The organism is Nonomuraea sp. NPDC050556, assembly GCF_044457355.1.
Classification (GTDB): domain Bacteria; phylum Actinomycetota; class Actinomycetes; order Streptosporangiales; family Streptosporangiaceae; genus Nonomuraea.
Map to the genome: position 1 here is coordinate 46,937 of NZ_JBITGU010000002.1, position 25,418 is coordinate 72,354.

The window sequence follows — 25,418 nt, forward strand, 5'->3', positions numbered from 1 at the left end:
CCATGTTCTTCGGCATCACCGACATCTGGACGTTCGTGGCTGGCGCGTTCTTCATCGTCCTGCTCCCCGGCCCCAACTCCCTCTACGTCCTGTCCTACGCCGCCCAGCGCGGGGTCCGCGAGGGCTACCGCGCTGCCGCCGGTGTCTTCGTCGGTGACACGGTGCTCATGGTGCTCGCGTCCGCTGGGGCGGCGTCGCTGCTGCGCTCGAACGCGCTGCTGTTCACGATCGTCAAGTACGCCGGGGCGGGCTACCTGGCGTGGATCGGCTTCCAGATGCTGCGCGGCGCCGTCCGCGCGTGGCGCGCTCCCGCCGTCTCCGACGCGCCGGTCGACGCGCCCGCTCCCGCCGAGCCGCGGCCGTTCCGCAAGGCACTGACGATCAGCCTGCTGAACCCCAAGGCGATCCTGTTCTTCGTGTCGTTCTTCATCCAGTTCGTGGACTCGTCGTACGGCGCGCCCGCCCTGTCGTTCGTCATCCTCGGCGCGATCATCCAGGTGTTCAGCGTTCTCTACCTGTCGGCGCTGATCTTCAGCGGGACGTTCCTGGCGGCGCAGTTCCGCTCGCGCCGCAAGCTGTCGGCCACCCTCACCAGCGGCGTCGGCGCCCTGTTCCTGGGCTTCGGCGCCAAGCTAGCCACCACGTCACTGGGTTAGCGCGGGTTCCGGAGCGCGGGCGAGCTCCACGATCAGCCAGATCCGTACGGCCAGCCCGAAGAGGACCAGCACCCACCCGCCCACGAACACGCCCGCCAGGGCCAGCGCCGTCGTCGCCACGGTCGCCCAGCGCAGCACGTTGAACAGCGAGTCCGTCCTCTCGTCGCCGTTCGCCGAGGCCACCGCCATCACCGCGGTCGCGACGAACCACACGGCGGCGACGTCGGCCAGGCCCAGCAGGAAGCTGATCGGCGCTGGCAGGCCCAGCCCCACGAGGTCGGTCAGCGAGACGAGCCCGGCCACGAGGGCGGCGGTCCGCGCGGGCAGGAAGGCGGGGTGCACCTGGCGGGTGAGCTGGTCCAGCGCCTGAAGGACGATGAACCACCCGATCGCGTCGACGATCAGGTCGAACCCGTTGAGTCTCAGGTCGATCGCGGCGATCAGGAGCCCGAGCGCGATCGACTTATAGGGATGCACGTGGAGAATCGTGGCAGTTCTTCGTATTTATGATCAATAGTGAACGTGTAGAAAGCGGCAGTGGCATTCAGAAGCGTCAGGTACGGTAAGCCACCGGCACGCCCCCCACGCGCGCCAAGGTAAGGATGTCGTCACCCGACGGGTTGATCCGGAAATGCCTGACTATGCGAAGCTCGGGTACTTGCCGGTAGTCGGCTTAGCTGCGGAGCGGTTTTGAACCATCCCCCTGTTGTCCTGCCACGCCTGACCGCTCTCGCGAAACAGGCGGTACCTCGCCTGCTCGAAGGCGTCGTCGCTCCGCTCGCCGTTTTCTACGTCTCCATGGCCGTGCTCGGCTACAAGTGGGCGCTGATCGCCGCGGCCGCCTACGTCTACATCGGCGTGGGGCAGCGGCTGGTCAGGAGGGTGAAGGTGCCGGCCACGATGTTCGTGGCGCTGCTCGCGATCACCGCCAGGACCGCGGTGGGCTTCTGGACGGGCAGCTGGGTCTGGTACTTCATCCAGCCGGAGATCGGCACGATCTTCCTCAGCATGGTCTTCCTCGCCTCCGTGCGGCTGAACCGGCCGCTGGTGCAGAAGCTGACGCTCGACTACATCCACCTGCCGAGCGCGGTGCTCAAGCACGAGCGGGTGCGGCGGTTCTTCGTCCGCATCACGTTGCTGTGGGCGTTCGTGCTGCTGGCGAACTCGACGGTGAGCATCTGGCTGGCGCTGCACGAGTCGCTGGGGACGTTCATGCTGCTGCGTACCTCAATGGTGGCTGCGATCAGCGGGCTGGCGATCGTGTTCTCGCTGTTCGCCTTCAAGCGGGTCCTGCGCAGGCTGCACCACGCCCCAGCCGCCTGACCGCTCCACCACGCTCCGGCTGCCTGACCGCTCGACCAGGAGGAAGGCTCCAGCCAGGGCGACCGCCAGGCCGGTCAGCATCGACAGGACCTCCAGCAGGTCGGGCACGGCCGTCGAGAACGTCACCCCGGCCGTAAGCGGCGGCTTCAGCACCGTGATCACCGTGCTGTAGAAGCCCCAGGCGAACAGTGTGCCGCCACCCAGCCAGGCCGCCACCATCGCCTCGCGCGCCCGGCCGCGGACCATCAGCGCGAACCCCGCCGCGGCCGCCCACGCCAGCACGCCCTTCACACCCATCTGGATGCTGCCCGAGATGTTGGTCGCCTCGACGAGCTCGCGCGCCAGGCCTGCCGTACCACCGAAGGCCCAGTACAGGTAGGTCGCGCCGATCGGCACGGCGAACACCGCCACTCCCCAGGCGATCATCGTATGGAAGGGACGGAACGCCGTGCCGTACAGGTCCTTGGCGAACAGGTGCGGCCAGCGGTCGCGCGCGTAGAGGGCGAAGGCGGCGGTCAGCCCGACGCCCTGGCCGATGAAGCCCGCGTAGACGGTCAGGTAGACCCACTGCTCGATCGGCCCGCCGTCCGGGAAGACCTGCGCACCCTCGATGATCAGCGAGACGGGCACGCTCAGGACGATCAGGCTGAGCAGTCCCGTGCCGACCCAGATCGGCAGGAGGACCAGCCAGGCGGGCAGGCGCATCCCCCAGGGCATCGTGAACGCCAGCGCCAGGACCGCACCTACGGCGGCCATGCCGAAGGTGGCGCCGTTGAGCGCGGTCATGGTGGGGTCGTTCATCATCGCCGGGTCGGTGATGCCTATGGGGTTGCCGGACAGCCACACGATCTTGAGGGTGAGGTAGGGCAGCATGGCGGCGATGGCGATGATCGCGGCGGTGACGCGCCCGATTCCGGCCTGGTGCGGTTCCATACCATCCACCCTGCTCCGGAACCCCCCAACGCCCCTCCCACCCCAAGGGGAACCCCCTCCCCCACACGGGGGAACAACACAGCGGAATCCACGCAGGCGAACCCCCATCTCTCAGGCTCCACCCCACGACCTCCCCTCCACGGCCTCCGCGGGTCCACTCACCGCCCCACTGACCCCGCGGGTCAGCCCGATCAGGCCCCGCCTCCCTGTGAGGTGTGCGGGACCTCACCTCACAGAGCCCTGCGAGAAGAAGCGGCGAGGGTCCCTGGGTGGGCGCGGGGAAGCGGACGACGAGGTCAGGCGGGGCGGCGGGATTGGGTGATGCGGAAGCGGCCCGCCACGAAGGAGTCGTCGGTCAGCGACGCGTTCCCCGCCGGGTTGAGCCCACTCACGTGGTAATCGCTGTAAGCGGCCGAGAAGTTGAGCGGCATAGGCCCCGTGACGTTGGAAGTGAGCGCAGCCCCCGCCCACGCGAAAGCGTCCTCAGCCCGCGCGACGAACCCCTCATCGGTCGAATAACAGAACGCCGTGATCGCCCCATGTGTGGAAGCGTCCGACGCCGCCCGAGCCAGCCCCTCGTCCCGATCGTCCACCGGCACCAGAAACGCGATCGGCCCGAACCGTTCCTCACCGTAGACAGCCCGATCCTCAGTCGCCACCAGCAACGGCCCGCACGTCCGCGCCCCAGGGAACTCAGGATGCTCGTACGGCAAGGCATCCAGCACCACCGACCCGGCCGACCGCATCCGGGACACCAGCGAGAGCGTGGAGTCCGACTGGATCGCGGCCAGCATCGCCGCCGCCCGCCGAGGGACCGTCGAGATCTGCCGCACCGCGCCCGCCAGCCCGTCGGCGAAGTCCGCGAACACCCGCCGGGGCACGAACAGGTTCTGCGGGCTCGTACACATCTGCGCGGAGAACAGGCACAACGACCCGGCCAACGCCCGCAACACCTGCTCGTCAAAGGTGTCGATCACCACCGAGTTCAGCCCGGACGTCTCGGTGTAAGCCACGGCGGGAAACGCGTTGGCCTCCACCCACGACCCGAACGCCGCACTCCCGGTGAAGTCGACGATCCGGCACGCCGGATGCTTGATCAGCTCCTTGGCGATCGGCCGCTCCGCCGAGTCGACCGCGAGAGTCACCAGCCCGGGGTCGAACCCGGCCGCCGAGAGCACCTCGCGGCAGGCAGCGACGGCCATCGCCATCGGCAGCACGGCCGTGGGATGCGGCTTGACGATCACCGGGTTGCCGGTGGCGAGGTTGGCCAGGATGGCCGGGTAGGCGTTCCAGGCGGGGAAGCTGGCGCAGGTGACGACGACGGCGACGCCGCGTGGCACGATCCTGTAGCGCTTGGCCAGCGACACGTCGTGCTTGCCGAACCGCCCGGTCCAGGTCGCGCTCGGCGTGACGCGGCGCATGGCCTCCCAGGCTGCGGCGACGGCTTCGAGGCCGCGGTCGAGCGCGTTGGTGCCGCTTCCCGCGGCGGCCATTCCTGCGCTCTGTCCGGCCGTGTGCATCGTCGCGGGGACGAACCGCGCGGCTCGCGCATGGATGAGATCGCAGACCTCCAGGCACAGCCGTACCCGAACCTCCGGATCCGCCTCCCGCCACGCCGGCCAGGCCCGCGCGGCGGCGGCGTACAGCTCATCCGGGGTGGCATGCGGATAGGCGACCTCCAGCCCCTCCCCCAGATACGGCGATATTTCCCCACCCGCGACCTGCCACAGCCCGGGATGCTCCGGCAGCTCAACGGCGGTCGGCAACTCTTCCTGCGCATGCGAGAGCTCGAAGGCGGACCAGCTCTCTCTGGTACGGCGAGCCTCGGCGGCGCGCTCGACCCTGATCATGCGCGCTGCCAGGTGAGCGCGTGCCTGCGGCCATCCTCCTCGGCGGCGAGCACGAGCGTGTCGCCGTCGAGCGTGGCTTGCCTGATCTGGGTCGTGCCGGGGAAGGCGGGGTTGAGCCCGATCTCGACGTGATGATGCACGTCGGCGCCCACGACCTCGTAGCGCCCGGCGTAGGCGAAGAACGAGTCGAACGCCTCGGCCCGCTCACTCGTCTCGGCCCGCCGGGGGTTGGCCGACGACAGGCTTGGCCGTACGGCTCGCGCGATCGAAGCGCTCATGTGCCCGTCGGGGGTGTAGCACAGCAGCCCTACCGCGTCAGGACCGTAGGGGTGCGCCACCCTCCCGTCCGGATAGCCGATCTCCCAGCTGACGAGCCGCCACGCGCCCACGAGTTCCATGAACGCGAAGCTACGATAAACGAAGTCAGCACGTCAACCCCAAGGCCCTCCCCCACTGCGAAGGAGAGGGCCCAGAGGTGAATCCAGAGACGACCCACAGGGGTGGTCCTCCCGAGAGCGGGCCTCGCAAAGAAGCTGGCCTTGAGGGGGTGACCGCCCCAAAGGACGACCCCCGGTGCGGGGGCCCGAGGGGCGGGGGCCCGAGGAGCGGAGGCCCGAGGAGCGGAGGCCCGAGGAGCGGGCCCTCCCGAGGGAGCACCCCCCGGAGGGGCAGCCCTCGGGGGTGGCCCCTCCCCGAGGGGGTGACCCTCCCGCAGGGTGTGAACCCCTCCTGTGGGGGCGGACCCTCCGGAGGGGGTGGCCCTCCCGGAGGGGTGGCCCTCCCGGGAGTGGGCCCAGGCCCTCCCGAAGGGCAGCCCCCCTGAGGTGGTGGCCCTCCCGGAGGGTGGTCCTCCCGAGAGTCGGGTCGCTGGGAGCGGGGCCCGGGAGCGCCCTTGAGGTCCTGGGGTTAGTGGGTGATGGCGAGTGCGCGGTCGAGGGTGGGTGGGGTCAGGGGGCCCTGGCGCAGGTAGTCGCGGAAGGCCTCGTAGTCGCGGGCGCCACGCACCACGTCGGCGTATCCGGCGAACGCCGTGTACCCGTCCGCGCCGAGCAGCGTGTAAGCCAGGCCCGCCAGGCGGTACTTCTTCGCCGGATCCAAAGGCTGCCCGTTGATCACGACGTCGCCGGGAGCCACGCGGTCACCCACGGGCTTGGACAGGTCGTAGGAGAAGCGGACGTTCCTGGACACCGCCAACGGGGCGAACTTCACGGTCCCGTTGGCCTGCGTCTGCCACTGCTGCTCCAACGCCTGCTCCACCTGCGCCCCCGTCACCGACACCGTCAGCACCGGGTTCGCGTACCCCCACGTCGCCCAAGCCTCCCCGAACAGCACCGCGCCGTCGGAGTCGGCCGGGTTCGTGCCCTTGGCGTACCTCAGGTCCCCCCGCAGCGAGTTGGAGCCCTTCACCGGCGCCACCGCCACCATCGCCAGGTCGGCCCCACCCCCGGGGGTGCGCTGCGAGTCGAAGTACTCGACGTCCGCCACCGCGTTTCCCAGCGTGCTCTCGCCGTCCGCGTCACGGGTCCTGGTCAGGTCGCCGGTGATGGCGCCGACCGGCCTGGCGTAGGTCTCGTCCTTCTTGGCGTTCCAGTAGTCGACCATCTTGACCATCGCGGGGTCGGGGGTGACGTCCCTGGTCACAGGGTGGTTGACCGAGGTGGTCGCGGACCTGATCACGTCCCGGGTGCGCGGGTCGAGCTGCAGGTTGATCTCGTTGATCAGCTTGCCGTGGTACCCGGCCTCGACGACGGGACGCGGGTTGCCCGCCGGGTCGGGGATCGAGCAGTTGAACGACGCGTGCCAGTGGCCGGTGACGATGGCGTCGATCTCCGGCGAGACGGCCTTGGCGAAGTCGATGATCGGGCCGCGCGGGTTGTCGCACCTGTCGAAGACGTCGCGGTCGGTCGTGCCGCCCTCGTGCACGTTGACGACGATGGCCTTCACGCCGCGGCGCTTGAGGACGTCGACGTAGCGGTTGGCGGTCTCCACCAGCGGCAGGTTGTCGAGCGACGGCTGGTAGGAGGTGGAGCCGTCGACCGTGGTGGGGGTGGTCAGGTTGATGAAGCCGACCGGGATGCCGCGGAACCGCTTGATCACGTACGGCTGGAGAACCGGGTCGGTCGAACCCTTCTGGGTGATGTTCGCGGTGGAGATGGGGAAGTCGGCGCCATGGAACGGCAGGCTGTCCGAGTCGGTGAAGCAGCTGTCGGTGCCGACGACGCCGAAGCACTCGCCCTTGCCCATGTGGTCGCGCACGAACTCCAGCGACCGGTCGAACTCGTGGTTGCCGGTGGCGATGAAGTCGGTGCCGATCTTGTTGAGGAACTCGATCGTGGGCTCGTCGGCGTGGTAGGAGACCTCGGTCGGCCAGCCGCTGAAGTTGTCGCCCGCGGTGAAGGTGACCGTGTTGCGGTGCCCCGCGCGCAGGTTGTTCAGGTGGGTGGCGACGTAGGCCGCGCCGCCCACGGTGTAGACGTTGCCCGCGCCGTCCTTGAGCTGGCTGTCGCCGACGCTGGTCTGGGGGGTGATGTAGCCGTGGAAGTCGGTGAGGGACAGTAACTGCACATCCACGGGACGCGGACGCGCTTGGGCCACTCCGGGCAGGGCGGCCACAGCGGCCAACCCGACACCCAGAGCGATGGCGATCCTGCTGCGGTAGGAACGCACACGAACTCCTTGTGTAGTTAGAAACCTGCAACGAAAACCCCTCCCCCAGACGGAGGCCCAGGGGGCTGAGGGGGTTGAGGGGGTTGAGAACTAACCTTTCGAGCCGGTGAAGGCGATTCCGGCGATCAGTTGTCTTTGCATGACGACGAACAGGATGATCACCGGAAGCGACGCCACCACGGCGCCGGCGAAAAGAATCGGATAATTGGTCTGAAACTGCCCGCGAAGGGACGCGAGCCCGGCGGAGAGGGTCATCATCTCCGGATCGGTGTTGACGACCAGCGGCCACAGGAGGCTGCTCCACGACCACATGACGGTCAGCAGACCAAGGGCCAGCAACCCCGGCCTGACCAGGGGAAGCATGATCCACCAGTAGATCTGCAGCGGATTGGCGCCGTCCAGCCGCGCCGCCTCGTCCAGCTCCTTAGGCAGCGTCAGGAAGAACTGCCTGAGCAGGAAGGTGCCGAAAGCCCCGAAGATCCCGGGAGCGATCAACGCCTGCAGGGTGTTGAGCCACCCCAACCCCTGCATGATCTCGTAGCGCGGCAGCAGGAACAGCTCCCCCGGCACCATGAGCACCGCCAGGAAGAGCAGGAAGATCGCCCCCCGCCCCGGAAAGGACAGCCGGGCAAAGGCGAAGGCAGCCAGCGAGCACAGCAGCAACTGCCCCGCCGTCACCGCCACCGTGACCACGACCGTGTTGAGGAACTGCCGCCCGAGGGGCACCGTACGGAACACCTCGGGAAAGTTCGACCACTGCCACGACGGCGTGAACGTCGGCGGCACGCGCAACGACTCGGCCAGCGTCTGCAACGACACGATGATCTGCCACGCGAACGGCGCGAACATGACCACGGCCCCGAGCAGCAGCACCACGTGCGCGGGCCAGGTCCTATTCATAGTGCACCCACCTCTTCTGCAGCCGGAACTGGATCGCGGTGAGCACGAGGATCAGCGCCAGCAGCACCACCGCGATGGCCGCCGCGTAGCCGCGCTCCTGCTGGACGAAGCCCTTCTCGTAGAACAGGTAGACGATCGTCCGGCTCCCGGCCAGCGCCGGGCTCTTCTGCGCGATCATGAGGAACACCAGGTCGAACACCTGCAACGCGTTGATCACCGTGATGACCATGACGAAGAAGGTGGTCGGGGTGAGCAGCGGCAGCGTGATGCTGAAGAACTGCCTGAACCTGCTCGCCCCGTCGATCGAGGCGGCCTCGTAGTAGTGGCGCGGGATGCCCTGCAGCCCGGCCAGGAACAGCACCGCGTTGTACCCGAGCGAGCTCCAGACCCCCACGATGGCGATCGCGTAGATCGCCGCGTCCGGATCGCCCACCCAATAGGGCCCGTCGACGCCGACCAGGCCCAGCAGGTAGTTGATCAACCCGAAGTCGCCGTTGAACAGGTAGCGCCAGGTCAGCCCCACCGCCGCGGGCATGACCACGACGGGCAGGAAGTAGATCGTGCGGTAGAACCCGAGCCCGCGCAGCCCCCGCACGTTCAGGAGCGACGCGATCACGATGGCCAGCGGCACCCCGGCCAGCACGAGCACCGAGTACAGCAGCGTGTTGCCGAGGGCGCCGAGCATCTCCTCGTCACCCAGCAGATCGGCGAAGTTGGCCGGCCCCACCCAGGTGCTGCCGCCGAACACGCCGGACTCTGTGAGGCTCAGGTAGACGGTCTGCCCGATCGGCCACAGGTAGAAGACGCCGAGGCCTAGCGCCATCGGGGCGATGAGCGCGTAGCCCCACCACGTCTCACTCCTTGGCAAGGATCTCGTCCATCTGCGCGGCGATGTCCTTGGCCGCGTCCGCGACCGGCCGCTTGCCCGACCAGGCGTCGGTGAGCAGCTTGTTCTGGACGTCCTGCCACTTGGCCGTGTCCAGCGACACGGGGTACGGCACGCCGTACGGCAGCGAGGCGTCGAACACCTCCTTCAGGTGCCACTCGGGGAAGGAGGCGAACCAGCCGTCCTGGGTGCCGTCGCGCAGGGACAGCGAGCTGCCGCCGCCGTCACTGATGATCTTCTGCGCCTCCGCCGAGGCGACGAAGGCGGCGAACTTGGCGCTCTCCTCCTGGTGCTCGCCCTTCGCGGAGACGGCGTTGGCCAGGCCGAGCAGGATGACGCCCTCCTGCGACGGCCCCTTGGGCAGGGGCGCGGCGTCGATGCGCGCCTTCACCTCGGGGTTGCTCTTGTAGGTCGAGGCGAACCAGGCGCCGCCGTACTGCATGGCGTACTTGCCGGACTGGAAGAGCTGCAGCGGGTCGGTGTCGGCGTAGACCTGCGCGGGCGGGGCGGAGCCCTCCTTGATCAGGTCGGTCCAGAACTGCAGCCCCTGGATCGACCCCGGCTCGGCGAAGCCCGACTTCTTGCCGTCGGCGGAGATCACGTGCCCGCCCGCCTGGATCATCGTGTTGTAGAAGCCGCCCTGGTCCCACATCGGGGCCAGGATGCCGAACTCCTTCTTCGCCGGGTTCGTCAGCTTCTTGGCGGCCGCCTTGACGTCGTCCCAGGTCCAGTCGGCCGTCGGGTATTTCACGCCGGCCGCGTCGAACATCGTCCTGTCGTACCAGAGCGCCGGGATGCTGACGTTGAACGGCAGGCCGTACAGCTTGCCGTCGTAGCGGTAGCCGTCGGCGACGGCGGGCGACAGTCCCTGCGCCGCGCTCTCGTCGAGCGGCTTGATGATGCCGCCCTTGGCGTACAGGCGCACGTTGAGGCTGTTCATCCAGAACACGTCCGGGGCGGCGCCGCCGGAGGCGGCGGTCTGGAGCTTGGTCCAGTACTGGTCCCAGGGGGTGATCTCCAGCTTGACCGTGATGCCGGGGTTGGCCTTCTGGAAGGCGTCGATCACCTTCTGGCTGGTCGGCTGGTCGTTCTTGTCCCAGATCGCATAGCTGATCGTGACGTTGCCGGCCTTCTCGGGGGTGGTGGAACCACAGGCCGCGAGGGCGAACACGAGGAATCCTGCTAGGAGGGGTCGCAAGGGGGGTCTCCAGACATATAGAAGGGGCTCAGAACCCGTCAGCGGGCCAGAAGACCGCTCCGGGCTGTTCGGAAAGTCCGGTGGGATCGCTTAGCAGCGGGCGCGCCATGGCCAGCACCTCGCGCGTCCTGAAGTCGGTGAAGGCCCTGGCCAGCGCGGGCTCGACCAGTGGGTCGCAGGGCACCTCGAACAGCACGCGGTCGTCCCCCGCCCACGCGACCGCATGGCTGATCAGCACCTCGGCCGCCTTGGGCTCGGTGACGGCCAGCTCGGTGATCCGCAGCCCCTGTGGCCCCCTGACCACGGCCGCGTAACCGGTGTCCTCGTAGGCGAACACCCGGCCCAGGCGCTGCCGTACGCCGTGAGCCCAGTCGGTGGCCGACCGCACCGCGCTCAGCGGGCGGCGGGCGTTGAACGCTTCGTGGAGCGGCGGGAGCTCGTCCAGGGAGCCCAGCCGTACCCCTGGGACCTCCTTGCCCATGACCGCGCGAGCCGTGCGGTGGTAGAGCGGGAACGGCCGCCAGCCGAGCGAGCTGTAGACCTCGGGCGTGCCGGTGAACAGCAGCGACCACGCGCACCCGTCGGCCAGCATCGCGTCGGCCGCCAGCACGAGCAGCTCGCGGGCGTGCCCGCGCCGCCGGGCGTCCGGCCTGGTGGCGACGGCCGCGACGCCGCCCACCCGCACCGGCTCACCGCCGGCGTCGCGCAGCAGGCGCGGCGCGTAGACCACGACGGCCGCCACCCCGTCACCGTCAATGGCCACGAAGGTGCGCTGATGCCGGTCGGCGATGCCCTCCCAGTCGGTGCGCAGCCAGTCGAGGGAGGCGGTCAGCGAGGCCGACCAGATCGCGAAGATCCCCGGCTCGTCTGCCGGTACGGCGGTGCGGTAGGTGGTCATGCGTCAGCCCTTGATCGCGGAGAAGGACATGGTGGCGACGAAGTAGCGCTGGGCGAACAGGAAGCCGAGCGCCATCGGCAGGGTGGCCACGACGTTGCCCGCCATCAGCAGCGACCAGTCGGTCCTGTGCGTGCCGGAGAACTGGGCGATGCCGAGCTGCAGCGTGTACCAGGACGGGTCGTTGATCCCGATGAGCGGCCAGACGAGGTCGTTCCAGGTGCCGAGCAGCGAGAAGACGGCGAGCGTGGCGAGGGCGGGCCTGGCCAGCGGCAGGATGATCCGCACGAAGGCCCGCAGGCGGCCACAGCCGTCGATCATCGCGGCCTCCTCCAGCTCGCCGGGGAGCGTGAGGAAGAACTGCCGCATCAGGAAGATGCCGAAGACCGAGCAGAGCCAGGGCGCGATGGCCGCGCCCAGGGTGTTGGCGATGCCGATCTTGGAGAACATGACGAACGCCGGGATCAGCAGGAGCTGCGTCGGGATCATGATGGTGCCGAGCAGCACCAGGAACGAGACGCCGCTGCCCCTGAACTTCAGCCGGGCGAAGCCGTACCCGGCCAGCGAGCACAGGACGAGCTGGCTGGCCATCGCGGTGACGACCACGATCAGCGAGTTCTGGATCCAGGTGAGCACCGGCATCTCGGCGAACAGCCGCTGGTAGCCGTCGAGGTGGATCCCGTCGGGCAGGAAGGGCGGCGGGTACTGCTGGATCTGCCCCGGCGCCATCAGCGAGGTGAGCACCATCCACACCAGCGGCAGCACGAACAGCAGCGCGGTGGGCATGAGCAGGAAGTGCCAGGGGCTGAACGGCAAGCGCATCAGAACGCCTCCTTACGCCGGCGCGAGTAGACGAGGATCGCCAGCGTGATGACGAAGGTGCCGATGAACAGGCCGTAGGCGAGGGCGGAGCCGTACCCGAAGCGCAGCCGTTCGAAGGCGACGCGGTAGATGTAGTAGACGATCGTGGTGGTGGAGTCGGCCGGCTGGCCCTTGGTCGTGACGAAGACCAGGTCGAAGAGCTGCAGCGCCTGGATGGTCTGCCACACGCCGACGAACACCGTCACCGGCGCGAGGTGCGGCACGACCACCGAGCGGAAGGCGCGCCACCGCGAGGCGCCGTCGATCATGGCGGCCTCGGTGAGCGAGCGGGGCACGTCCTGCAGCGCCGCCAGATAAATCACGACGTTGAAGGCGGCGGAGCTCCACAGACCCACCACGGCGAGCACGATCATGGCCTGCGAGGGGCTCTCCAGGAACTGCTGCTGCGGCAGCCCGGCCACCCTCAGGACGTTGTTGGCCATGCCGAACGTCGGGTCGAACACGTAGTTGGCCAGGATGCCCTGGGCCGCGTTCGAGGCGACGAACGGGATGAAGATGCACGTCCTGTAGAAGCCGATGAAGCGGATCTTCCTGTTCAGCGCCACGGCGAGCAGCAGCCCGACGACGATCGAGCCGGGCACGTAGAGCACGGTGTAGAAGAGCGTGTGCCTGACCGCCGCCCAGACGGACGGGTCGGCGACCATGCGCTCGTAGTTGCGCCAGCCCACGTCCGTCGCCGGAGCGATGTTGTCGGTCTTCTGCCGCGAGATCAGGAAGGCCCACCCGGCAGGGAACAGGTGCATGGCGGCCACCACGAGGAGGCCAGGCAGCACGAATCCCCAGCCGACGAGTCCCTTCTTGGCCATGAAGGTCAGCCGTCCATCGAGGAGGTGGCCTTCTGCGCCGCCTCGGTCAGTGCCTGCTTGGGGTCGGCGCCCTCGACCAGGACCTTGACCAGCCCGGCCGCCGCCTCCTGGGCCAGCTCGGGATAGCTCTCGATGGCCGGGCGCAGGTTCTTGCTGTTCTTCAGGTTGTCGAAGAAGACCTGCAGCGTCGGGTCGTCGGCCAGCCGCTTCCTGAACTCCGGCGTCTCCCCTTCGGAGGCGCGCAGCGGCAGGGATCCGGCCACGGCGCTCCACCGGGAGTCCTGCTCCGCCTCGGTCACGAACGCGACGAACTCGTAGGCCCAGTGCGAGCGGGTGGCGTCCTGGTGGTCGAGCAGCGCCCAGAAGTCGGGACCGGCGATCGTCTGGTGGTCACCGTTCTGGCCGGGCAGGAAGGAGACGCCGAAGTCGACGCCGCCCTTCTTGCTGGGGTTGCTCGACCACGGGCCGGTCAGGAACATCCCGACGTTGCCCGCGTTGAACAGCCCCTGGATCTTGGTGCCGCTCTGGTCGAGGTAGACGCTCCTGTCGGTCCTGGCCATCTTCTGCAGCAGCGTCGCCGCCTGAACGGCGCCGTCGGAGTCGAAGGTGGCCTTGGTGCCGCCCTCGTCGACGATCTGGCCGCCGAACTGCCACATCATTGGCCAGAACGGGTAGACCGTCCCCTCAGTGCCGTCGACGCTCCAGGCCAGGCCGTACCTCTTCTTGGCCGGGTCGGTGAGCTTCTTCGCGGCCTCGGCGAACTGCTCCCACGTCCAGTCGTTGGTGGGGTAGGCCACCTTCGCCGCGTCGAAGAGCTTCTTGTTGTACATGATCCCGATGTCGTCGATCAGCGCGGGCATCCCGATGACCTTGTCCTTGACGGTCACCGTCTTGCGCGCCGCCTCGGGGAAGTCCTTCCAGTCGACCTTCGCCGCGATGTCGACGGCCTTGCCGCTGGCGGCGATCCTGCTGGCCCAGGCGCCGAAGGCGTAGGAGATGTCGGGGTAGTCGCCGCTGGCGAAGCCCGCGCTGATCTTCTCCAGCAGCTTGTCGGTGTTGGGCGCGCCGGAGGAGGCCTTGATCGTCACGTTGGGGTGCTTGGCCTGGAACTCGGCCGCCAGCTTCTCCAGCAGCGCCTGACCCTCGGTGGCCTGGCCCGTCCACCAGGTGAGCGTGACGGGCTTGTTCAGGTCGAGCGCCACGGAGGCGGGCTGGGCAGAACCGTTGGAACACCCGGCGACCAGGACGAGAGCGCCTAAGGCCAGAGCGATGGATCCACGCATCATGTTCTCCTTGACAGGTTGGCGGTCCAGCCGGCGAGCTTGCGCCCGATCTCCGCGCTGGTCCTGGGGTTGCCCGGCGCGTCCGGGCGCTTCTGCCAGGGGTGCGGCCCGCTCGCGGGCCTGAACTCCACCCCCAGCGCCGCCAACCGCCGCTCGTGTACGGCGAGCCGGTCGGCGAACTCCCCGAAGTCCCGCGCTCCGCTCCACACGGCCTCGGCGAACGCGCTCAGCCGCGGGAAGGCCATGTAGTCCAGCAATCTGGGCGAGTCGATGTGCTCGGTCCACAGTGCGGCCCCGGCTCCGAGGACCCGCCGCCGCTCGTCCTCGTCCAGCCCCGCGGGGACGGGATCGAAGGCGTGCACGTCGCGCAGCGTCGTCACGCTCCCGATCGGCACGGGCTCTTCGTGCCCGTCCGCCTGGCGGAAGTCAAGGTAGAGGCGGTCGAACGGGGAGACGACCACGTCGTGCCCCGCCTTGACCGCCAGCGTCGCGCACAGCTCCCCGCGCCACGCCGACACCGTCGTCCCGGGCGGCACGCCGCCCTCCAGCAGCTCGTCCCACGCGTACGGCCTGCGCCCCCTGGCGAGCAGGTGGTCGGTGAACTGCCTGACGAACCAGGTCTGCAGCTCCTCGGCCGACTCCAGGCCCAGCTCGCGCATCCGCTCCTTGGCCTGGACGCTGTCGTTCCACTGGGTTTTGGGGCACTCGTCGCCGCCGACGCACACGTACTCGCCGGGGAAGATGTCGAGCACCTCGTCGAGCACGTTCTTGAAGAACGTGATGGTCTCGTCGGCCACGTTGAGCACGTTGGAGCCGATGCCCCAGGTGGTGCCGACCTCCAGCGGCTCGTCGAGATTGCCGAGCGAGGGGTAGGCGGCGATGGCCGCCTGGGTGTGGCCGGGCAGGTCGATCTCGGGCACGACGGTGATGTGGCGGGCGGCGGCGTAGGCGACGATCTCCCTGAGGTCGTCCTGGGTGTAGTAGCCGCCGTGCGGCCGCCCGTCGGACACGCCGTGCACGACAGCGCCCACCGGCGACTCCCTGCGCCAGGCGCCGACCTCGGTGAGCCTGGGGTAGCGCTTGATCTCCACCCGCCAGCCCTGGTCGTCGGTGAGGTGCAGGTGCAGCACGTTGAGCTTGTGCACGGCCATCAGGTCGACGTAGCGCAGCAGGTCGTTCTTGGGCAGGAAGTGCCTGGCCACGTCGATGAGGAGGCCGCGCCAGCCGTACGCGGGGCGGTCGGCCACGGTGACGGCGGGGACGGTCCACTCGCCCTGACGCACGGGGGCCGCGCGGAAGGCGGCCGGGTCGAGGAGCTGGCGCAGGGTCTGCGCGCCGTAGAAGGCGCCCGCCCCCTCCGACGCCTCGATGAGCACGCCGTCCTCGGCGACCTGGAGCAGGTACTCCTCGGGGCCGAGGCCGTCGCGGCTGCGTAACTCGATGCGCGGGTGACCGGCGGCGGGGGCGCCGTCCAATGCGTAGCCCGTCGCGCGGCCCAGCACGTCGCGCAGCCACCTGAGGGTGGCCGAGAACGGCGGGTCGGCGACGAGAGCCGTGTCCTGGGTGATCGTGAAGGCGCCGGACCCTTCGCCGACCCGAGCCGGTGCGGGGATCACAGGGACACCACGCTCCTGGTGGTGCGGGCGCGCTCGGCCGCCCAGACCACCAGGTGACCGGCGAGGGCGTCGCGGGCGTCGCCGCCGAGCGCCTTCTGCTCGCCCGTCTCGACCGCCTCGATGAACGCCCTGGTCAGTCCGCCGTCGCCGCCGCCGTGCCCGTCGCCTGCCGAGGCGCCCGCGCGGTTCTTGGAGTCGAGGACCTCCTGCTCGCCGGTCCTGAAGTCGACGATCCTGAGCTTCTCTCCGTCGCCCTCGACGAAGCCGTGCGAGCCGAAGACGCGGGTCTTGCGGTGCTCCAGCGGGGTGAACGCGGTCATGGTGAACGACGCGGTGACGCCGCCCTCGAACTCGAGGATCACGACCTGCTGGTCGACCACGTCGTTGTCGGTGGCGTACACGCACTTGCCGTAGGGTCCGTCGGTGAGCGCGGCCGTCACGCCCTCGGCCGTCTTGTCGCTGGTGACGGCGCTGAGCGGCCAGAACTCGCGGTTCTTGTTGCCCAGGCAGCCCAGGTAGAAGCTCTTGGCCGAGTAGGGGCAGTCGGGCTCGACGGCGCAGGACACGCAGCGGGTGCCGGCGCCCTCCGGCCGGTTCTCGTGGGTGAAGTGCACCAGGCTGCCGAACGAGGCGACGTTGCGCGGCGGCAGGCCGATGACGTGCAGCAGCCAGTCGATGTCGTGGCAGGCCTTGGTCAGGAGCATCGGCCCCGACTCGTCCTCCCTGCGCCAGAGGCCCCGCACGAAGGAGTGCGCCATGTGCCACCAGCCGACCGGCTCCAGGTGCTGGACGCTGGCGACGGCGCCGAGCCTGCCGCTGGCGATCACCGACTTCAGCAGCCTGGTGTACGGGGTGTAGCGCAGCACGTGGCCGACGCCGAAGATGACCCCGTTGCGCTTGACCGCCTCGACGATCGTGCGCGACTCCGCCTCGGTCGGCGCCATCGGCTTCTCCAGCAGGATGGCGTAGCCCAGGTCGGCGAAGGCGACGGCCGGCTCGACGTGCAGGCGGTCCTGGGTGGAGATCACCACGGCGTCGGCCAGCCTCGGCCTAGCCGCCATCTCGGCCCAGTCCGCGAACAGGCCCTCGTCGGGTACCCCGAACTCGGCGGCGAAGGCCGCCCTTCTCGCCGGATCAGGCTCGGCGACAGCCACGATCCGCGCGCGTCCGCCTTCGACGGCGTTCCTCGCGTAGATCTGGCCACGCAGTCCCGCCCCCGCGACGGCGATGGAGACAGACATTCCTCAACTCCCACTTATGTTGGAGTCCATTAATATTCACCCAGAAGGTCGCAGGGTCAAGGGCTGTTTTCTCCGAGGCCAGGTGATACATACTGTGGTCTCCATCAATAAGAGGGGTTGAGCGCGTGCAGGTCAGCGGCGGAGATCTTCAGCGGCTACGCCAGCTGAACTCGCTCAGCAGCATCCGGGCGCTGCGGGAGGCGCCCCAGCCGCTCACCCTGACCGAGCTGGCCACCCGCACCGGGCTGTCGCGCGGCTCCATCGGCGACGTCGTCACCGACCTGCAGAGCCGGGGCTGGATCGCGGAGGTACGGCCGGCCCCAGGCACGATGGGCCGCCCGGCCCGCCGCTACCGCTTCCGCGCCGACGCGGGACACGTGCTGGGCCTCGACATAGGGGTGCACAAGGTGATGGCCGCGATCACCGACCTCGACGGCCGGGTCATGGCGAGCGGACGCATCGCGGTGGACCGCAACACCTCGGTCGCCGACCGGCTGGACGCCATGACCAGGGCCATCGGCGCCGCGCTGCTCGCCGCCGGGCTCCCGGCGTCCGACATCTGGGCGCTCGCGGCCGGAAGCGTCGGCGTCGTCGACCGGTCCGGCCGGATCGCCCGCGTCGAGGCCGTGCCCGACTGGGCGGGCGTGGACCTGGTCGGCCACCTGCACGAGATCTTCTCCTGCCCCGTGCTGGTCGAGAACGACAGCAAGCTGGCCGCGCTGGCCGAGCAGCGGCTGGGCGTCGCGGCCGGGGTGCGCGACGTGGTGTACCTGCACGTCGGCCGCCGCCCTGGAGCGGCGCTCATCATCAACGGCGTGCTCCACCACGGGTTCAGCGGCGCGACCGGCGAGGTCGGGCTGATGGACATCACCAGGTGGCGCACCATGCGCGGCCACCTGGAGCAGTGCGCCGTGGCCAGGGGCGTGCCGGAGGAGGAGGCGGCCGCGCTCGTGTTCGCCGCGGCGCGCAAGGGCGACCGCGACGCGCTGGCCGCCATAGACGCCTACGCCGCCGACCTGGCGCTGGGCACGGCTGCCATGGTGCTCACCCTCGATCCCGAGCTGGTCGTGCTCGGCGGCGGGCTGTCCCGCTCCGGCGACGTCCTGCTCGACCCGTTGCGTCGGGCGCTGGAGCCGCACTGCCTGCGCCCGCCGGAGATCAGGACCTCCACCCTCGGCGAGGAAGGCGTCGTGCTCGGCGCGGCGTGCCTGGCCATCGACCACCTGGACCAGCAGTTCTTCTCACCGGAAGGCGAGATCGCGCCACCCGTGGCGCCGCAACGCACTCACTAACCCCCCTGGAGTCGCGAGCATGCACACCCCCCTTCTGCTCCTGCTGCCCTTCCTCGTCGCCTTACCCGCGGCCTCGGCCGGCGAGGCGCACCCGTCGATGGGCGCGAGCCGTACCGGATGGAGCGCCGTCGCCTACGAGTCGGGCTCCGAGGTCCACCTGCGCCAGTTCAACCAGGGCGTCCTCCAGCGCGACGTCAGGGTCTCCGCCGGAGGCAGCGCCGGGTTCTCCCACGTCCAGCCGTCCGTGGGCGTCGCGGACAACGGCGACGCGGTCGTCGTGTGGGCCGAGGACAGCGAGGGCGACGGCGTGCGCGACATCGACGTGCGCGTGGTCAAGGCCGACGGCACCATGTCGGCGATCACCACGGCCAACGGCCCGTCGGAGTGGCGCGGCGACCAGACCAGACCCAAGGTGTCCGTACGGAGCACCGGCGCGTTCGTCGTGACCTGGGAGGACCACCCCGACGCCGCGACCACCACGGTCAGGGCCGCGGGCTACTCCTCCGTCACTTCACGCACCTTCGGCCCGATCCAGGTGAACGCGGGCAACGGCGCCACCAACCCGGCCGTCTCCGTGGACAGCGCGGGCTCGGTGGTCGTCTGGGAGCAGAACACCGACGTCTACTACGCCAAGCTCTCCTCCACCGGTGCGGTCACCCGCGCCTCTGCCCCGGCCAACGGCGACAGGACGCTGACCCACCAGTCGCCCGCCGTTTCCTCGATGCCGGGCGGCGACTTCGTGGTCGCCTGGAGCGGCAACGCGGCCGGCCCGTGGGAGGTGAAGGTGCGCGGCTTCAGGGCCGACCTGTCGCAGCGCGTCGCGCAGAAGACCCTCGCGCCCGGCACCGCCCCGGCGATCGGCATGGACGACACCGGCGGGTTCGCCGTGTCCTGGACGCAGGGCGGCGGCTCCTCCGTGGCGGGCTACAACTCCGACGCCTCCGCCCAGCGGCGGTTCCCGGCCACGCCGTTCGGCCGCGCGGCGTCGATCGGGGTCTCCCCCGCCGACGGGACGTTCGGCGTCGCCTACGAGGACGGCGCGGGCAGCGTCCTCACCAGGTTCGGCCTGAAGAACCTCACCGCGCCCGACACCGTGGTCACCGGCCCGCTGGTGGCAGCGCCCGGCACCCCGCTGACCATGACCTACGACGGCGCCGACCTCGCCAGGGTGCGTCAGGCGGAGCAGTCCTACCCGCAGCTCGCCCCGCAGCCGGTCTCGTCGGTGCTGGCCAGCGCGAACAGCACGGCCAAGCCGCTGTGCCACCCCACCTACGCCAGGTTCCCCGCGACGGGCTTCTGCTGGGACGACCGCTACGGCGACGACTCCTCGATGACCTACGTCCCGCAGGGCATCGCGTCGAACGGCGGCTCGCTCCTGCTCACGAGCTGGTACAACTCCTCCCACCCCGACTTCCCCGCGCAGAAGCTGACCAGGCTCACCTTCACCGATACCGGCACGCTGGCCTACCGGCACGCGCTGCTGGTCAGGCCGACCGGCACCTCCTCGGTGTTCGCGCCGGTCGCCGGGCACGCGGACGCGATCGTGCTGTCGGGCACCTACCTGTTCCTCAGGACGTTCGAACCCGCGGCGACCGGCACCAACGGCTACGAGGGCTTCGACGTCTTCGACCTGCGCCACATCTGGAAGATGAACGGCTCGGGCGGAAGCGTGGGCATGTCGGGCGGCGTCGCCAACGCCAGCTACCACCTCTGGGCGCTGCCGCGCGTGGCCACCTACCACTTCCCCACCCAGGGCTGCGGCACCTACCAGCCGGACAAGCCGGTCCCGTGCATCACCGCCGCCTCCCTGGACGTCGGCGCGAACGAGCTGGTGACCTTCGAGGCGGGCCTGTCCAGCGGGCCGGCCGAGTTCACCACCGCGCCGAACTCGAAGGGCGACATCGTGCGCTGGCCGATCGACCAGGCCACCGGGCTGCTGGTCGCACCCGGCGGCGTGGCGACCGCCTCGGCCAGGCTGACCACGACGATTCCCGGGCTGCAGGGCGGCGCCTCGCACGACGGGCGCTACGTGCTGGCCGGGCCGTGCCCGGAGTGGGTGGGGGGCATGTACAACATCCCGAGCTGCCTCTACACGACCTCGACCGGGGAGGACACCAAGCTCTGGACGCGCGGGGCCGTCAACTTGGAGAACCTCGCCTACGTGCCGTCGGCCAACCGGCTCTGGATGCTCAACGAGGCTCCTGGGCAGCGGGTGGTGTACTCCCATCCCTGGCCGCAGTGAGCTCGTAGCCGTCGCCTGATGGGCCTGACGCCAGGGTCCATCCGGCCAGCCGTACCCGCTCGCGCAGGCCCGTCAGGCCCAGGCCGCCCGGCTTCACCGACGGGCGCGCGAGCGGCCGCCCGTTGCGCACGCGGACCAGGTCGGGCGTGACGGTCACCGCCACCGGGGCGCCGGGGGCGTGCTTGGCCGCGTTGGTCAGCCCCTCCTGGACCACCCGGTGGGCGATCTCCGGCTCGCCGGACAACTCCAGCGTGATCGTCATGCCCGAGGCCCTGGCCCGGTCGACCAGGTCGGCGACGCCCTCGCCGACCGGGACCAGGGGCGCGGCTGCCGCGTCCTCGCGCAGCAGGCCGACGATCCGGCGCAGCCGTTCCGTCGCGTCGGCCGCAGCGACGCGCAGCTCGCCCGCCGCCTTCGCCTGCGCGGGCGCCAGCCCCGGCGAGACCTCCAGGCCCGCCGCCCTGACCGCGATCAGCGCCAGGTCGTGGCCCAGCGAGTCGTGCATGTCGTGCGCGATCCTGGTCCGCTCGCGCAGCCTCGCCTGCGCCTCCGCCGCCTGCCTGGCGCGTTCCCGCTGCAGCACGATGCGCCGCCGGATCAGGCCCATCAGGTACGGCACGGCGTAGAGGCCGGCCAGAGCGCTGCCCATCGTGATCCACCGGGCCACGCCGCCGCCCTGGACGAGCACGACCGCCGACCCGGTCACCGCCACCGCGCAGAGGACCGCAAGCGCGGGCCAGACCCTGACCGTGCGGCGGCCCGTCAGGTAGGCGTAGGTCACCACCGCCGCCCCTCCGCCGCCGAACGGGAGGATCTTCACCCCGGTGGGCAGCCCCATCCAGGCGAGGTCGATCGTCGCCCAGCCTTCGGTGAAGTCCCAGGGGCCGACCGGCAGCAGCAGCACCACGGCGGCCAGCGGCCACGGCCTGCCGAACAGGACGGCCAGCCCGACGAGCAGGACACCGACGACGGACACGGCGAGGAAGGGCCCGGCCCCCTCGGTCGGGTCGGGGCCGGAGGCCACGACCAGCACGGAGAACAGGGCCCACATGCCCAGGTCCCTGAGGACCTCGCGGCGGTTTCGGCGGTGCAGTTGGTTCACGCCACGACGGTATCGGCCCAGCTGGGACCGGCCACACTGCCGAAAGTAACCCCTAGACGGGTCTCAGGGTTCCATCTCAAGGATGAGCCGGACCTGACGAAAGTCGGGGGGTGGGCGTGGCGTTCGTCGGATGTGCCGTCCATGGCCCGCTTCCTACGGTCGGAGGAGTCGAACCCTGAGCCTTCCGGGGGTCAGCCCCGGCCAGGACCGGGGGCATTCCCGATGGTTCCGGACACACCCCGCCGACAAGCTGGGTGAGCTCCCCCAAACGATCGGAGTGCACGTCCATGTCTCACGCCATTCTCGACCTGGTCAACCAGGTCATGTCCTCGCCCTGGTTGTACGTGGCGCTGTTCGGCCTCGCCGTGCTCGACGGGTTCTTCCCCATCGTGCCGGCCGAGACGTCAGTGATCACCGCCGCGGTGTTCGCCGCGAGCGGCCAGACCAACCTGGCGCTGGTCATCCTTGTGGCCGGACTTGGCGCCTTCGTGGGGGATCACATCTCCTACGCCATCGGGTACAAGGGCGCGGGGCGGCTCAGGAACAAGAAGGCCTTCGTCTGGGCGCGCAAGGCCCTGGATGAGCGCGGCGGCCAGGTGTTGGTCGTCGCCCGCTACATCCCGGGAGGCCGCACCGCCACCACGATCACGATGGGCGCCGTACGGTTCCCGCTGCGCAAGTTCACCTTCTTCGACGCGATCGCCGCCTCCTCCTGGGCGGTCTACTCCGGCCTGATCGGCTTCTTCGGCGGCATGGCCTTCGAGAACGACCCGATCAAGGGTCTGCTGCTCGGCCTCGGCATCGCGCTGTCCATCACCGCGGTCGTCGAAGCCGTGCGCTTCTTCAGGAAGCGCTCTCAGAGAAATCACAGGGAGCTCGTCGGAGCGGCACAGGGCGCTCATCGAGACTCCTGATTGTTCGACCCCGCTTCGCCCCGGTTTGGGCTAGCGGACACATCCCCCTGGCTTCATCAAGGTGAAAGGAGTGCGCATGACTGTGCTGGCAGCGGTGATTGCCCTCGTCGGCTCGCTGTTCTTCGCACTCGGCGCCGCACTGCAGCAGTTCGAAGCGATGGGGACGGCCAAGCCGCACCTGCGCGACCTGCTGAGGAAGCCCCGCTGGCTGCTCGGCGGCCTGTCCATCGTGGGCGGCGCCGGACTCCACATCGTCGCCCTCGGACTCGGCCCGCTCACGGTCGTCCAGCCGATGGGCGTCGCGTCCCTGCTGTTCGCCCTGCCCATCGCCGGCGCCCTGCACAAGCGCAAGCCCACCCGCAGGGAACTGGCGGCGGCGGGCCTCGTCGCGATCGGGCTCATCGGCCTGGTCCTGCTCGTCCCCGCCCACGACGGCCCCACCGTCCTGACCCCGGCGGGCGCGGCCACGCTGCTGGCCGTCTCCGGGATCGCCGCCGTCCTGCTCTGGGCGGGCTCCAAGGTGGCCTCGGCCGCCGGGAAGGCCGCCCTGCTCGCCACCAGCGCCGGGGTGCTCTACGGCGCGACGGCCACGCTGATGCGGGTGCTCGTCGACGGCACCTGGAACTGGTGGTACGTGCTGGCCCTCCCCCTGCCGGCACTGCTCGCCCTGATGTTGCTGCAGCGCGCCTACGCCGTCGGCCACTTCGGCGTCTCGTTCGCCGCGCTGCAGATCGCCGACCCCCTGACCGCCGTCGCCTTCGGCGCATTGCTCCTCGGCGAGCCGCTCCCCACCGGCCTCGCCCCGATCTTCGCCGCCGCGCTCACCGCGGCAGGCACCGTCGCACTCGCCAGAACCACCCCCCTGGAGAAGAGGACCACCTGATGGCCATGCCCATGCCCCTGATGAACGTCACCGAGCTCGCCCCCGCCCCCACCAGGGCGCGCCGGGTGCTCATCTCGACCGACACCTACCCTCCCGACGTGAACGGCGCGGCCTACTTCACCCACCGCCTGGCCACCGGGCTGGCCGAGCGCGGCAACGAGGTCCACGTGGTCTGCCAGTCGGAGGACGGCCCGGCCAGCGCCTCGGTCATCGACGGGGTCGTCGTGCACCGGCTGCGCTCGGCCCCGCTGCTGGTGCACCCCACGATGCGGGTGACCGTACCGACCAGGCTGGACCGGCTCGTCGAGGCGATCGAGCCCGACGTGCTGCACACGCAGGGCCACTTCGTGGTCGGGCGGGCCGCGATCGCCGCCGCCCGCCGCCGCGGGGTGCCGGTCGTGGCGACCAACCACTTCATGCCGGATAACCTCTTCCAGTTCGCGCACATCCCGGCCAAGCTCCGCGAGAAGGCCGGGCGCATGGCGTGGCGCGACTTCAACCGGATCTTCAACCGCGCCGACCACATCACCACGCCGACGCCGCTGGCCGCCGGGCTGCTGGCCGACCAGGGCTTCGCCCGCGAGGTCGAGGCGGTCTCCTGCGGCATCGACCTGACCAGGTTCCATCCGCACGCCGAGCCCAAGGCGTGGGCGCGCAAGGCGTTCGACCTGCCCGACCGCGAGACGATCCTGTTCGTCGGGCGGCTGGACGAGGAGAAGCGCATCGACGAGATCGTGCGGGCGCTGCCGATGGTGCTCAACGAGACCGACGCGCAGATCGCGTTCGTCGGCAAGGGCAACCAGCGCCCGCACCTGGAGAAGCTGGCCAGGCGCATCGGCGTCGGCGACCGTACGTTCTTCCTCGGGTTCGTGCCCGACGAGGCGATGCCGCAGGCGTTCGCCGCCGCCGACGTGTTCGCCATGCCGGGCATCGCCGAGCTGCAGAGCATCGCCACCCTGGAGGCCATGGCCAGCGGGCTGCCCGTGGTCGCGGCCAACGCGATGGCGCTGCCGCACCTCGTGGAGGGCAACGGCTTCCTCTACGAGCCCGGCGACGTGGTGTCCCTGGCCAAGCACCTGACCGCGCTGCTCACCTCGGACGAGCTGCGCGAGCGGATGGGCAGGGCCAGCCGCGAGCTGGCGCTGACCCACGACCACCAGACGTCCCTGGCCCGGTTCGAGGCGATCTACGATGAGGTGACCGCATGAAGTGGCCCGTGGTGGTCAGCACGGTAGTGGCGATCGTGTCGCTGGGCTACGTGCACGTGGCGCTCCCGGCGCAGACGCTGATCAGCGACTACGCGCTGGTCTCAGGCGGGCTTGCGCCGGTCATGCTGGGCATGCTGGCGCTCGGCGCGGGCTGCGTCTTCCTGGCGTACGGCCTGGCCGTGCGCGAGCCGTCGCGGTCGGCGGCCACCAGGGTCCTGCTCGTGTTCGCGGCGGCCGGGCTGATGCTGAGCGCGGTCTTCCCGACCGACCCGGGCACCGGCGTCGGGTCGCTGGCCGGGGAGATCCACCGCTGGGGGTCCGCCGTGGTGTTCACCGCGCTGCCGGTGGCCGGCTGGGTGCTGGCCAGAGGCCGTACGGCGGCGCCGCGCTGGCACCTGGTCCGGTCGCTGAGCCTCACCTCCGCCCTCACCCTGGGCCTCTACCTCGCCGCGCACCCCGCCTCGATCACCTCGGGGCTGATCGGCGGGGTCGCCTACTACGGGCTGCTGGAGCGCGGCCTGGTGGTCGCCGAGATCGTCCTGGTGGCCGTCATGGCGGTCGCCGCCTCCCGCGAGGCCGTGCCCGTCCTGCGTGCCGTCCCCTCGCCGTCCGAGGAGTCCCGGGAGCGGCTGGCCGCGTGA

General features: G+C 70.1%; 23 protein-coding genes. 8 read left to right on the top strand and 15 right to left on the bottom strand.

Going from position 1 to position 25,418, the window contains the following annotated elements; genetic code table 11:
- Nucleotides 1-2 precede the first annotated feature (2 nt).
- Nucleotides 3-656: a leucine efflux protein LeuE gene (gene leuE, locus ACIBG8_RS18300; RefSeq protein ID WP_397344002.1), complete on the top strand. Its 654-nt coding sequence runs from the start codon at nucleotides 3-5 to the stop codon at nucleotides 654-656.
- On the opposite strand, the gene ACIBG8_RS18305 is transcribed toward leuE, so the two are convergent.
- On the bottom strand, nucleotides 645-1,133 hold the full coding sequence (locus ACIBG8_RS18305; protein ID WP_397344003.1) for a hypothetical protein: 489 nt from the start codon (nucleotides 1,131-1,133) through the stop codon (nucleotides 645-647). The two genes, leuE and ACIBG8_RS18305, sit on opposite strands and share 12 nt — an antisense overlap.
- A 213-nt stretch (nucleotides 1,134-1,346) precedes the next feature.
- Here ACIBG8_RS18305 and ACIBG8_RS18310 point away from each other — a divergent pair, with 213 nt between their 5' ends.
- Nucleotides 1,347-1,979 carry a VC0807 family protein gene (locus ACIBG8_RS18310; RefSeq protein ID WP_397344004.1) on the top strand — a complete coding sequence of 211 codons (633 nt, stop codon included), beginning with the start codon at nucleotides 1,347-1,349 and terminating at the stop codon, nucleotides 1,977-1,979.
- On the opposite strand, the gene ACIBG8_RS18315 is transcribed toward ACIBG8_RS18310, so the two are convergent.
- From ACIBG8_RS18315 to ACIBG8_RS18375, 13 genes are all read right to left on the bottom strand, one after another.
- Entirely contained in the window at nucleotides 1,884-2,912 is a 1,029-nt protein-coding gene (locus ACIBG8_RS18315) for a hypothetical protein (protein WP_397344005.1), read from the bottom strand. The two genes, ACIBG8_RS18310 and ACIBG8_RS18315, sit on opposite strands and share 96 nt — an antisense overlap.
- Nucleotides 2,913-3,208: 296 nt before the next feature.
- Nucleotides 3,209-4,762 carry an aldehyde dehydrogenase family protein gene (locus ACIBG8_RS18320; protein ID WP_397344006.1) on the bottom strand — a complete coding sequence of 518 codons (1,554 nt, stop codon included), beginning with the start codon at nucleotides 4,760-4,762 and terminating at the stop codon, nucleotides 3,209-3,211.
- Nucleotides 4,759-5,160 carry a lipocalin-like domain-containing protein gene (locus tag ACIBG8_RS18325; RefSeq protein ID WP_397344007.1) on the bottom strand — a complete coding sequence of 134 codons (402 nt, stop codon included), beginning with the start codon at nucleotides 5,158-5,160 and terminating at the stop codon, nucleotides 4,759-4,761. The genes ACIBG8_RS18320 and ACIBG8_RS18325 overlap by 4 nt, the downstream gene beginning before the upstream one ends.
- A 508-nt stretch (nucleotides 5,161-5,668) precedes the next feature.
- The gene (locus ACIBG8_RS18330; RefSeq protein ID WP_397344008.1) at nucleotides 5,669-7,429 is read right to left on the bottom strand and encodes a bifunctional metallophosphatase/5'-nucleotidase; all 1,761 of its coding nucleotides are present in this window, start codon (nucleotides 7,427-7,429) and stop codon (nucleotides 5,669-5,671) included.
- Nucleotides 7,430-7,519: 90 nt separating this feature from the next.
- The gene (locus ACIBG8_RS18335) at nucleotides 7,520-8,329 is read right to left on the bottom strand and encodes a carbohydrate ABC transporter permease (protein ID WP_397344009.1); all 810 of its coding nucleotides are present in this window, start codon (nucleotides 8,327-8,329) and stop codon (nucleotides 7,520-7,522) included.
- Nucleotides 8,322-9,197 (bottom strand): carbohydrate ABC transporter permease, encoded by an 876-nt coding sequence (locus ACIBG8_RS18340; RefSeq protein ID WP_397344010.1) that lies wholly within the window; start codon nucleotides 9,195-9,197, stop codon nucleotides 8,322-8,324. Before ACIBG8_RS18340 ends, ACIBG8_RS18335 begins: the two co-directional genes overlap by 8 nt.
- On the bottom strand, nucleotides 9,184-10,386 hold the full coding sequence (locus ACIBG8_RS18345) for an ABC transporter substrate-binding protein (protein ID WP_397344011.1): 1,203 nt from the start codon (nucleotides 10,384-10,386) through the stop codon (nucleotides 9,184-9,186). Before ACIBG8_RS18345 ends, ACIBG8_RS18340 begins: the two co-directional genes overlap by 14 nt.
- A gap of 55 nt (nucleotides 10,387-10,441) precedes the next feature.
- Nucleotides 10,442-11,311, bottom strand: coding sequence for a GNAT family N-acetyltransferase (locus ACIBG8_RS18350; RefSeq protein ID WP_397344012.1), 870 nt, complete (start codon nucleotides 11,309-11,311; stop codon nucleotides 10,442-10,444).
- A 3-nt stretch (nucleotides 11,312-11,314) separates the two neighbouring features.
- Nucleotides 11,315-12,130 carry a carbohydrate ABC transporter permease gene (locus ACIBG8_RS18355; RefSeq protein ID WP_397344013.1) on the bottom strand — a complete coding sequence of 272 codons (816 nt, stop codon included), beginning with the start codon at nucleotides 12,128-12,130 and terminating at the stop codon, nucleotides 11,315-11,317.
- Nucleotides 12,130-12,996 (bottom strand): carbohydrate ABC transporter permease, encoded by an 867-nt coding sequence (locus ACIBG8_RS18360; RefSeq protein ID WP_397344014.1) that lies wholly within the window; start codon nucleotides 12,994-12,996, stop codon nucleotides 12,130-12,132. Before ACIBG8_RS18360 ends, ACIBG8_RS18355 begins: the two co-directional genes overlap by 1 nt.
- Nucleotides 12,997-13,001: 5 nt before the next feature.
- Entirely contained in the window at nucleotides 13,002-14,282 is a 1,281-nt protein-coding gene (locus tag ACIBG8_RS18365) for an ABC transporter substrate-binding protein (protein ID WP_397344015.1), read from the bottom strand.
- On the bottom strand, nucleotides 14,279-15,895 hold the full coding sequence (locus tag ACIBG8_RS18370; RefSeq protein ID WP_397344016.1) for a beta-N-acetylhexosaminidase: 1,617 nt from the start codon (nucleotides 15,893-15,895) through the stop codon (nucleotides 14,279-14,281). Before ACIBG8_RS18370 ends, ACIBG8_RS18365 begins: the two co-directional genes overlap by 4 nt.
- Nucleotides 15,892-17,136, bottom strand: coding sequence for a Gfo/Idh/MocA family protein (locus ACIBG8_RS18375; protein ID WP_397344017.1), 1,245 nt, complete (start codon nucleotides 17,134-17,136; stop codon nucleotides 15,892-15,894). Before ACIBG8_RS18375 ends, ACIBG8_RS18370 begins: the two co-directional genes overlap by 4 nt.
- A gap of 125 nt (nucleotides 17,137-17,261) precedes the next feature.
- On the opposite strand from ACIBG8_RS18375, the gene ACIBG8_RS18380 reads away from it, so the two are divergent.
- Together ACIBG8_RS18380 and ACIBG8_RS18385 are read left to right on the top strand one after the other, a co-directional pair.
- Nucleotides 17,262-18,428, top strand: coding sequence for an ROK family protein (locus tag ACIBG8_RS18380; protein ID WP_397344018.1), 1,167 nt, complete (start codon nucleotides 17,262-17,264; stop codon nucleotides 18,426-18,428).
- Between the two features lie 19 nt (nucleotides 18,429-18,447).
- Nucleotides 18,448-20,670: a hypothetical protein gene (locus tag ACIBG8_RS18385; RefSeq protein ID WP_397344019.1), complete on the top strand. Its 2,223-nt coding sequence runs from the start codon at nucleotides 18,448-18,450 to the stop codon at nucleotides 20,668-20,670.
- On the opposite strand, the gene ACIBG8_RS18390 is transcribed toward ACIBG8_RS18385, so the two are convergent.
- The gene (locus ACIBG8_RS18390) at nucleotides 20,618-21,772 is read right to left on the bottom strand and encodes a sensor histidine kinase (RefSeq protein WP_397344020.1); all 1,155 of its coding nucleotides are present in this window, start codon (nucleotides 21,770-21,772) and stop codon (nucleotides 20,618-20,620) included. The two genes, ACIBG8_RS18385 and ACIBG8_RS18390, sit on opposite strands and share 53 nt — an antisense overlap.
- A gap of 287 nt (nucleotides 21,773-22,059) precedes the next feature.
- Between ACIBG8_RS18390 and ACIBG8_RS18395 the strand changes: the two genes are divergently transcribed.
- From ACIBG8_RS18395 to ACIBG8_RS18410, 4 genes are all read left to right on the top strand, one after another.
- Complete coding sequence (locus ACIBG8_RS18395; protein WP_397344021.1) at nucleotides 22,060-22,686, top strand: DedA family protein; 627 nt, start codon at nucleotides 22,060-22,062, stop codon at nucleotides 22,684-22,686.
- 76 nt (nucleotides 22,687-22,762) lie between these two features.
- Nucleotides 22,763-23,569, top strand: coding sequence for a DMT family transporter (locus ACIBG8_RS18400; protein WP_397344022.1), 807 nt, complete (start codon nucleotides 22,763-22,765; stop codon nucleotides 23,567-23,569).
- Between the two features lie 5 nt (nucleotides 23,570-23,574).
- Nucleotides 23,575-24,777, top strand: a complete 1,203-nt coding sequence (locus tag ACIBG8_RS18405; protein WP_397346138.1) for a glycosyltransferase — start codon at nucleotides 23,575-23,577, stop codon at nucleotides 24,775-24,777.
- On the top strand, nucleotides 24,774-25,418 hold the full coding sequence (locus ACIBG8_RS18410) for a DUF998 domain-containing protein (protein WP_397344023.1): 645 nt from the start codon (nucleotides 24,774-24,776) through the stop codon (nucleotides 25,416-25,418). Before ACIBG8_RS18405 ends, ACIBG8_RS18410 begins: the two co-directional genes overlap by 4 nt.